1 protein-coding gene and 1 pseudogene are annotated in these 2,238 nt (G+C 37.6%); both read right to left on the bottom strand.

Going from position 1 to position 2,238, the window contains the following annotated elements; genetic code table 11:
- A pseudogene (locus MRT15_RS12655) lies at positions 1–121 on the bottom strand (hypothetical protein); the annotation flags it as partial.
- A gap of 261 nt (positions 122–382) precedes the next feature.
- A partial coding sequence (locus MRT15_RS10705; RefSeq protein WP_304330150.1) for an NAD(P)/FAD-dependent oxidoreductase occupies positions 383–2,238 on the bottom strand: 1,856 nt, incomplete at its 5' end.

Below are 2,238 nucleotides of genomic sequence, written 5' to 3'. Positions count from 1 at the left end.
TATCTACGCCAAACTTACCCATTATGATCGTTACCATTTTACCCACAAGCTTTCCAGCAATAAAACCCAAAACTAATACCATAATAATTTCTATGATCTTAGGCAATAGGGACAATATCATTTCTAGTATATCTTTTGGAACATTAAAGATCATCAGCTACCCCTCCTTTCTCTGTTCTCTTACTTAAGTTATCACCTAAATTATTAATTTTTTGGTTGTCACGATGCTTGTACGATTATTGGATAATTTACCTTAAACAAAAACTTGCAAAGTTCGTTTATGTGATCTAACATTGTTCATTTGCTCCTCAATATTTGCTCATAACAACATAGGGTGCAATTGTGCCGGTGGATGGCGTAATAGTGGTTCTTGATTTGCTGGTTAAATTTTCCAGTTGCATATATCGTGGGCGCATATTATTCCTGATATTGTTACTGCTTCTATTCCTCCACCTGGGAATGTTGAGGCGCCTACAAGGTATAACCCTTTTATTGGTGTTTTGAAGTATGGTCTTTTAATTCCAATGGATTGATCGAAAGAGTATATGGCTCCTTGAGGCATTGATGTGTATCTTTCAAATGTTTTAGGTGTAGCTGCATCCTTAACTATTATGTGTTTACTTAGATCCGGTATAACTTTTTCCGCTTTCCTAATTAGTTCTTCTGAATACTCTTGCTTCTTACGTATGTATTCATCAGTCCCCCTTTCTGGGAAATCTTGGTAGTTGGCAAGGGTTAATATTGTGATGCTTGACTTCCCCTGCGGTGCAAGGCTTGGATCGGCGTTTGAATTGATGACGATGTCATATCCTTCATCGATGTTTTTGATGAGTGTGGGATATTTTGACAAGTCCATATCAACGCCTAGGAAAACCATGAAACAGGAGGGAGACATCTTTAACCCATTTATATATTCAATGAACTCCTCCCTTAGATGGCTTTTTTCGATAAGCTCTAAAAATGTGGTTTTGGCATTGGCGTTTGATACGACGATTGGTGCTTTGAAAACCTTTTCTCCCACCCTTACCCCAACAACTTTCCCATTTTCCACCAATATTCTATTCACTTTATGATTGACCAAAACATTGCCTCCATGGTTTAAGATGAAATTCTTTAAACTTTCAGCAAATTTCTGAGCTCCTCCCCTTGGGAAGTATCCTCCATGAATGTAGTATGAAATGCAGGCTGTCAGTGCACTATTAGCCGGGGTTTTATCTGGCTTTGTCCCAATATACCCCAATAATGCGCATAGAAACTCCTTTAAATCCTCGTTTTCAAAGTATTCGTCAAGTTTTTCCTTAAAATTACTGTTCATCCATTTGTATAGATGAGGGTGCTCTTTAGGATAGTTTAAAAGCTTTCTCTCCCCGAAAACTTTAACTATTAATTCTGCTGGTAATGGTACGCCGTAGACTTCAGTTTCCATGTAACATTCTTCATAAGCTTTCTTTGCTTCATCGAAGAAAGCCCTAATATTCCCCTCTTCATCTGGAAACATTTCTGAGAGAATCTCAGTGATCTCTTCTAAACTTTCAGCTTTTATACGCTTACCTCTGAAAATATATTCAGAAGTGTTCTTCACGAATAATTCTTCCTTTTTAAACCCAAGTTCTTTGAGGAGATATGTTAAAGGCCCCTTCTCCCATAATCCACTCACATCTTCAACTCCCGTATTGAAAACAAATCCGCTTCTCTTGAATGAGGAGCAGTAGCCGCCAACCTGATAATGTTGTTCCAAAACCAAAACCTTATAACCCCTCTTTGAGAGTAGAGAGCCACAAACTAAACCTCCAATTCCAGAACCAACAATGATAACGTCATACTCATCCTCCCCCTTAGGCTTTTCCACATCAACCTTTACCCTCCAATCATACTCCTTAAATTCCCTTAAGATGAAATAAGCTGGAGCCTTCAAGGGGAATAATATTGAGAATAATATACCCAAAGCAACCAATATGTTTGAGAAAATAACCGTTAATGGAAATTGAAGGAATAGGAACATTATAGCATTCAACAGAAATACGCCTACCCAAACCAATGTTATAACATAGTTAATGGCTAGGAATGATTTATCCTTCCAGTAGACCTCCGGGTAATCCTTCTTCGAAACATGTAATGTGTATGGTTGTTTTGCGGCAATGGAAATTAATGCCATTAAAAATAAAGCGAAATATCCTAGAAAACCACTTTTCTCTAAAAATACGTTTGAGTTGAGAAGGAATGTACAGATGAATGCAA

The sequence above is a fragment of the Candidatus Culexarchaeum yellowstonense genome (genome assembly GCF_024707025.1).
Taxonomy (GTDB): Archaea; Thermoproteota; Methanomethylicia; order Culexarchaeales; family Culexarchaeaceae; genus Culexarchaeum.
Note: the sequence above shows the minus strand (reverse complement) of the source record. Positions and strands in the feature narration are given on the sequence as shown.